The following is a 6,985-nucleotide window of genomic DNA, read 5'->3' as shown; positions in this document are numbered from 1 at the left end:
CTCTCGGTAAACTTGCTTTTTTTCATGTGACAGTTAAAATTTAAAGTTAGAAAATCTGAATTTTAAACTGTCCTATTTTTAGGGAAGGCTACAAAGCTATGAATGAAGAGTTTAAAGAAAACTCTATTTATGTGAAAAAGTTCAGATTTGACTTATAAAAAAAACTAAAGCACAACAGAGAACCGACTTAAAAAGCAAGTCGGTTTACCCCATAACTCCCCATGGGTCAGCACTGGAATCGGCTACGCTGAACAAAGAAGAAAATGAGGTAACGAAATTATTTTCTTGGTCTTTTTAACCCAGACCCTTGCAACCTCCAAATCCGAAGAAAATTTTACAATATGTAACTTTTAAGTTACATTTGTTTTATGGAAAAGGTCCGGGAGGTAATCCAGTACAAAAATTATTTCGAGGAGTTCCTTTTACAGCAGCCAACCAAGGTGCAGGACAAAATATTCAAGGTCATCGAAATAATTGAAACCTATGAAAGGGTTCCCTCCAATTACCTAAAAGCCATAGCGGGCACTAAAGGACTGTACGAAGCCCGAATTAAACTCGGCTCGAATATTTGGAGAGTATTCTGCTTTTTTGACAAAGGAAAATTGGTAATCCACTTAAACGGATTTGCCAAAAAGTCGCAGAAAACCCCGCAAAAGGAAATCGACAAAGCAGTAGGACTAATGCACTCATACTATGAAGACAAAAGAAAATAAAATGGATACAAAAAGTTGGAAGGATATAAAGGATACCGTGTACGGAGAAAGGGGAACTGAACGTAGGGATGAACTGGAAAGGGACTTTGAGTCCTTTAAAATCGGACTTTTGTTGCGTAAGGCACGTGAGGAAAAAAACCTTACCCAAGAGCAATTGGGCGAACTTGTGGACAAAAAACGGACTTACATTTCGCGTGTGGAAAACAACGGAAGCAATCTTACGCTAAAAACACTCTACGATATAGTGGAGAAAGGACTAGGGGGAAAGGTGAAAATATCAATTGAAATCTAAAAGAGCAGTTTTGTAATACGCTCCACAACCAATGATACCTGCCTGCTGGTAGGCAGGTGCAAACCCAAGCCCAGATTGACTTGACTTTAACTAGGCTGAACGAGAAGAAAAATTAGGCGACGAAATTATTTTCTAGATCTTTGTACACACTATGAAAAAGCTGATTTCCATACTGGTATTGCTAATGATAAGTTCCTGCCATTTGGGTAAAAACGGAATACTTGTTGAAATCAAAAACACCTCCAACGAAACCATCCATAACGTAACTTTCTCTTCTGACCATAAAACGAAACTGGAAATCGAAAAAATCAAACCCAACGAATCCGTCGTAGAATTTCTTGATATGACGAACAACCAGAAAGGTGATGGTGCTTATGGATTAATTTTTGAGCGGGAAAATGGCAAAAAGGAACAGACAGGCGGCGGATATTATACCAACGGTGGTTCTTTAGACAGAAAGGTAATTTGTGAAATAAAGAAGGATACGGTTTTAATGCAGTTTACGGGGCCAGTGTATTAAGAAAACCTGCATGGTAAGGAACCGAGTTAAAAAACAAGTCGGTTTAGGTCATAACTTCCAATTGGGCAGCCTTGGCTTCAGCTCCACTCAACCAAAATAACATTCACGTGACCTAATCAATGCCAGAGCCGCTATATTTCATTCTTAAAAAACGCAAAAGTTGTCCAATTGGACAACTTTTTTTACATTTGTATGATGAACAAAAAACGGGAACTGTATTTCTTCAAGGATTATTTTGAGGAATTTTATGAGAGCCAATCCGACAAAGTAAAAAAGAAAATAATTTGGACGCTAAAGGTCATTGAGGAACTGGACCGCATTCCCGAAGTTTATTTAAAACACCTAAAAAATACGACTGGACTTTACGAAATAAGAGTTCAAGTAGGGAATAACATTTTTAGGATTTTTTGCTTTTTCGATATGGACAATCTGGTGGTGATCGGTAACGGATTCCAAAAGAAGACCCAAAAGACTCCTAAACAACAAATCGAGAAAGCCGAACAAATAAAAAAAGAGTACTATGAAAGCAAAGAATAAGAACCTTAAAAGTCTTGACCAATTTGTCGATGAAAAAATCGGCAAGAGAGGAACCGAGAAACGTGAGGAATTTGAATCGGAATATGACGCTTTCAAACTGGGAGTTCTAATTCAACAAGCAAGAGAGGACAAGGGACTTACCCAAGAACAATTGGCTGAATTGGCAGGAACAAACAAATCCTACATATCAAAATTGGAAAGAAATTTAAAGGACATCCGATTTTCGACATTACAACGAATAATCAACGATGGATTGGGAGGGCATTTGGACATTTCAATCCGGTTTGAATAAATCACTTTGCCAAAAAACAACCGGTTTAATAAACAAGTCGGGTTTAACCCTCAACTCCCAACAGAGCAGCATTTCGGGCAAAAACCGTTGTTTTTTGCTCAGTATAAACTTCGATTCCGTTTTGTTCCAAAACAAAAGCCCATCCAAATAGGACGGGCTTTTTGTAGCTTCCACTTTGTGGTACCTCCAGGAATCGAACCAGGGACACACGGATTTTCAGTCCGTTGCTCTACCAACTGAGCTAAGGTACCATGCTGTATTAAGCGGGTGCAAATATAATTTCAAAATTAGGATATACAAACAAAAACCGGAAAAAAAGGTGTTCATTTTTTCCAATTCCCGATCTTTGCGATATGAATTTGGTGATCGACATAGGCAACACCCTTATCAAATATGCTGTTTTTAAAAACGATAGCATCGTGCACGATCAGTCTTCCGAGTCGGGGCTGTTCCTTTCCAAGATCAAGGAATTGTTTGAGCAATATCCACAGATCAACAATGCCATACTTTCGTCCGTAGGCAAACTGGACCGCAAGGAGCGCGATGTGGTGGCCCTTTTTTGCAAAGTGCACGTGCTTACCAGTGCCTCCAAGGTCCCTTTTAAAAATAGCTACGCTACCCCGCAGACCCTAGGCGTGGACCGATTGGCCTTGGCTGCGGCTGCCTATCATCAAAATCCGCGCGGCAACACCTTGGTGATTGATGCCGGTACCTGCATCACCTACGATATGGTAAACAATGCGGGAGAATATGTGGGAGGGGCCATTTCGCCGGGAATCCGTATGCGCTACAATGCCATGCACAACCAAACTGCCGGCCTTCCGCTGCTTCAGCCCGATGAGCTGTTGGACTTTGTGGGCAATTCCACCGAATCTTGTATGCACAGCGGTGTGATCAATGGTGTGGCGCAGGAAGTGGATGGGGTGATCGGGCAATATCGGTCTCGTTTTCAAGATTTAACAGTTATTTTAACAGGGGGAGACTACCATTTTTTTGCCAAAAGGCTAAAAAACACCATATTTGCCAACTCCAAATTTCTCTTGGAGGGGCTCAACTGCCTACTGGAATACAATACAAACTGAATGATTAAAAAAATTCTGATCGCTTTTTTCTGCGTGGCTGCCCATGGTCTGTTCGCACAAAATGGAACCATTTCGCCCTATTCGTACTTCGGTATTGGCGACCAACGCGACAACGGGGCAGTAGATACCCAAATGATGGGTGGATTGAGCATGTACGGGGACAGTATCCATATCAATCTGGGCAATCCAGCAGCCTATTCCAAATTGCGATTGACCGCCTACACCGCGGGACTTTCCCATAAAGAATACCGCCTAAAGACCTTCACGGAAGAACAGAACACCTCGGTGACCAATTTGGATTACCTATCCATAGGATTTCCCATAGCGCGGAATGCAGGCTTCGGTTTTGGAATTATGCCATATTCCTCTGTGGGATATACCTTAAACTCCATAGCCCAGAACAGCAGCGGGGCAGAAGTCACCAATTTTTATGAGGGCTCGGGCGGATTGAACCGTTTGTATGCCTCCATTGGTTTTGAGCCGATCAAAAATGTAAGCTTGGGCGCTACCATCAACTACAATTTCGGAACGCTGGAATACCAAAGGATCCAAAGTGTGGAAGGCGTGCAGTTTGGCACCTTGGACGATCGGGAATCCAGAATAAACGGCTACGACTTTAAATACGCTCTTAATTATACCCCTACCATAAAGGATAAATACACCTTATATACTTCGGTTCTGGTCAATACCCAAGGAAACTTGGTGTCAAAGAACACGGAGACCCTTGGCTCGTTTTCCATTGCCAACGGAAACAATGTAGAGGTTGTGGATGTCAACTTGGATGCATCCAACCTCAGAAACACCGAAATCAAGATACCTACACGGACCACTTTGGGATTGGGGTATGGCGAAGATAAAAAATGGTTTGTGGGGGCAGAGTACAGCTTTCAGCAAATGAGCAAGTTCGAGAATGCTTTCTTGGGCTTGGACAACGTAACCTATAATGATGCGAGCAGCTACGCCCTGGGAGGTTACTGGGTGCCCGAATACAGGGCGCTCAACGGTTACTTTAATCGGGTGACCTACCGTGCCGGACTTCGGTACGATGTGACCGGGATGACCGTGAACAACAAAGAGATAAACAATTTTGGCATAACTTTTGGACTTGGTTTACCGTTGGGTGCCAATTTCTCCAATTTGAACCTTGGGTTTGAGTTGGGAAGACGAGGCACCACGGATCAGAACCTGGTGGAAGAAAGTTATTTCAAAATCAATCTGGGCTTATCCTTAAATGATAGATGGTTTAGGAAAGTAAAAATTAATTGATAGGCCGTTTTTTTGAAAAATTAATAAATAACCACCCATAAAAGGTCCCAAAAAAGGATTTTTTAATGAAAATTTGTACTTTAACAGCTTTAAAATTAGAAAGATGAAAAAGAGACACTACTTAACAATGATAATGGTCACCATGTTGACGGGATTAAGTATGGCCCAAGCACAGAACCCTGAGTGTATGACCAATCTGTCGATTTATGCAGAACACGTAAAGGTTAAAAATTATGATGCAGCTTACGAACCATGGAAAATGGTGTATGAAAGCTGTCCAGATATCAACAAGGCAAACTTTTCCTACGGGGAAAGAATCCTAAAAGCCAAGATCGAAAGCTCTACCGGAGCCGAAAAGGATGCTTACATCAAAGACCTTTTGGCATTGTACGACAACAGTCTTAAGTACTTCCCTACCAACTACACCAAGGCGGGAGTTGCTATTGATAAGGTATTGTTGATGTACGAGAACAAAATGGCTTCCGATGAGGAATTGTTCAATATGTTGGACAAGGCATTCCAAGAGGATCAGGCCAACTTTAAGAACCCAAGGGCATTGTACCTGTACTTCTCCAGTTTGGTAGACTTGCACGATGCAGGTAAAAAAGATCTTCAAGATGTATTCAACACCTATGATGATGTAACAGGAAAAATAGAGGAAGAAAATAAGCAGTTGACCGATGTGGTGACCAAGCTTCTTCCTAAGGATTCTTTGGGAACTTTGACCTCCAAAGAAAAGAGAATGCTGCGTGCAGCTACCGTGAACTCAGAATCTTACGGTAAAGTGGCCAGCAGTGTAGACTCCAAATTGGGTGCACTTGCAGATTGTGATAACCTAATTCCTCTTTACGAAAAAAGCTTTGATGAAAAGAAAGGCGATGTAAAGTGGGTTAAGCGTGCGGTAGGAAGAATGTTCTCCAAAGAATGTACGGACGACCCTATGTTTAGAAAATTGTTCGAGGCCCAGTTGGCTTTGGATCCTTCTGCAGATGCCTACATGTATGGTGGTGTATTGAAGCAGAAATCCGGTGATATGAACGGAGCCCTTGCCGACTTTAACAAGGCGGTAGAGTTGGAGACCGATTCATACAAAAAATCGGAAATCCTATACAAGATTGCAACTACGGTAAGAAGAAGCAGTTCTTCACAAGCCAGAAGCTATGCTTTAAAATCCATTGATGCCAATCCAGCAAACGGTAAAGCCTATTTGTTGATTGCCAACCTCTATGGAAACAGTGCCAACGATTGTGGAAGCACTCCGTTCGAGAAAAGAGCTATCTACTGGAAAGCTGCAAGCATGGCCAGAAAAGCGGCCACTGTGGATCCTGCATTGAGCGGACGCGCAAGCCAAGCAGCCGCAAGTTATGAGGCCAAGGCCCCATCCAAAGAGATGATTTTTAGCTCCGGTATGGCCGGTAAGACCATCTCCTTCAGCTGTTGGGTAGGCGGTAGTGTTACGGTACCGAATTTGTAGTGAAACGAACATCACAACATATATTAATAAGCTTTGCCACGGTTTTCACCGTGGCAATCCTTTTTATGTCCTGTGGTGACGACTACGAACGAGTGGGCGAGGAGGCCGTAAAACCCCTCTTTCCCCAAGGTGTTGCCCAAAATTTCACCTTGACCTATACCGAAACCGTAGAGGCCATGAGCACACAGGATTCCGCAAATTCGCGGGTCATCGCCGTGCTCACCAGTCCGTTATCCGAAGATTTCGATAATCAACGGTTTAAATTCCGTACCTTCCCAGAAGGGCTACGAGTGGATTTTTTCAATGAAAAGAATCAGAAAAGCGTCATCATAGCCGATTATGGCATCGTATATTCCCAAACCAATTTAATAGATTTGCGGGGCAATGTGGTGCTGGAAAGTCACGATGGTAAAAAGCTGGAAACCGACCAGTTGTATTTTGACAGAAAAAACAACTGGATCTTTACAGAAGCCTCATTTACATATACCAATCCGGAAGACAGAACCGTAATGGACGGTGAAGGGATGGATTTTAATAAGGATTTTACATTTTTCAAGGCCCATAAAACCTATGGGATGATGACAATTAAAGAAGAAGAACAGGATGATTAAGATTTTACGATACACCGAATACCTATACTTGGCCGTAGCCGCCATATCCATTTATAAGATTGCGACACTTTGGAGCGTGGACCCAAAGGAGACCTACATCTTTATCTTTTTCGCCGTAATATCGGTTGCTATGTTTGTCTTTAGAAGAAGATATCGGAAACGTTTTGAACAGCGAAAAAAGGATAATCAACAATAACC

Annotated in this window: 10 protein-coding genes and 1 tRNA gene; 10 read left to right on the top strand and 1 reads right to left on the bottom strand. The window is 42.2% G+C overall.

All coding sequences use genetic code 11. The annotated features are described in order from the left end of the window. Positions 1 to 368: 368 nt before the first annotated feature. The 5 genes from GGE08_RS15225 (at position 369) to GGE08_RS15205 (ending at position 2,354) form a co-directional block, all read left to right on the top strand. Positions 369 to 713: a type II toxin-antitoxin system RelE/ParE family toxin gene (locus GGE08_RS15225; protein WP_179385737.1), complete on the top strand. Its 345-nt coding sequence runs from the start codon at positions 369 to 371 to the stop codon at positions 711 to 713. A 1-nt stretch (position 714) separates the two neighbouring features. After that, positions 715 to 1,005, top strand: coding sequence for a helix-turn-helix domain-containing protein (locus GGE08_RS15220; RefSeq protein ID WP_179385736.1), 291 nt, complete (start codon positions 715 to 717; stop codon positions 1,003 to 1,005). A gap of 151 nt (positions 1,006 to 1,156) precedes the next feature. Then, entirely contained in the window at positions 1,157 to 1,525 is a 369-nt protein-coding gene (locus tag GGE08_RS15215) for a hypothetical protein (protein ID WP_179385735.1), read from the top strand. Between the two features lie 192 nt (positions 1,526 to 1,717). Beyond that, on the top strand, positions 1,718 to 2,062 hold the full coding sequence (locus GGE08_RS15210) for a type II toxin-antitoxin system RelE/ParE family toxin (RefSeq protein WP_409553498.1): 345 nt from the start codon (positions 1,718 to 1,720) through the stop codon (positions 2,060 to 2,062). Further along, positions 2,046 to 2,354, top strand: coding sequence for a helix-turn-helix domain-containing protein (locus tag GGE08_RS15205; RefSeq protein ID WP_179385734.1), 309 nt, complete (start codon positions 2,046 to 2,048; stop codon positions 2,352 to 2,354). Before GGE08_RS15210 ends, GGE08_RS15205 begins: the two co-directional genes overlap by 17 nt. Before the next feature lie 178 nt (positions 2,355 to 2,532). On the opposite strand, the gene GGE08_RS15200 is transcribed toward GGE08_RS15205, so the two are convergent. Beyond that, positions 2,533 to 2,605 (bottom strand) — tRNA-Phe (locus tag GGE08_RS15200). 102 nt (positions 2,606 to 2,707) lie between these two features. On the opposite strand from GGE08_RS15200, the gene GGE08_RS15195 reads away from it, so the two are divergent. The 5 genes from GGE08_RS15195 (at position 2,708) to GGE08_RS15175 (ending at position 6,983) form a co-directional block, all read left to right on the top strand. Next, positions 2,708 to 3,436, top strand: a complete 729-nt coding sequence (locus GGE08_RS15195; RefSeq protein ID WP_179385733.1) for a type III pantothenate kinase — start codon at positions 2,708 to 2,710, stop codon at positions 3,434 to 3,436. Then, positions 3,437 to 4,702 carry a hypothetical protein gene (locus GGE08_RS15190; protein WP_179385732.1) on the top strand — a complete coding sequence of 422 codons (1,266 nt, stop codon included), beginning with the start codon at positions 3,437 to 3,439 and terminating at the stop codon, positions 4,700 to 4,702. A gap of 103 nt (positions 4,703 to 4,805) precedes the next feature. After that, positions 4,806 to 6,176, top strand: coding sequence for a hypothetical protein (locus tag GGE08_RS15185; protein ID WP_179385731.1), 1,371 nt, complete (start codon positions 4,806 to 4,808; stop codon positions 6,174 to 6,176). Beyond that, positions 6,176 to 6,787 carry an LPS export ABC transporter periplasmic protein LptC gene (gene lptC / locus GGE08_RS15180; RefSeq protein WP_179385730.1) on the top strand — a complete coding sequence of 204 codons (612 nt, stop codon included), beginning with the start codon at positions 6,176 to 6,178 and terminating at the stop codon, positions 6,785 to 6,787. The genes GGE08_RS15185 and lptC overlap by 1 nt, the downstream gene beginning before the upstream one ends. Beyond that, positions 6,780 to 6,983: a hypothetical protein gene (locus GGE08_RS15175; protein ID WP_127139598.1), complete on the top strand. Its 204-nt coding sequence runs from the start codon at positions 6,780 to 6,782 to the stop codon at positions 6,981 to 6,983. The genes lptC and GGE08_RS15175 overlap by 8 nt, the downstream gene beginning before the upstream one ends. The last annotated feature ends 2 nt before the right edge of the window (positions 6,984 to 6,985 follow it).

Origin of the sequence: Allomuricauda sp. ARW1Y1, assembly GCF_013407935.1 — a bacterium.
Lineage (GTDB): Bacteria > Bacteroidota > Bacteroidia > Flavobacteriales > Flavobacteriaceae > Flagellimonas.
Note: the sequence above shows the minus strand (reverse complement) of the source record. Positions and strands in the feature narration are given on the sequence as shown.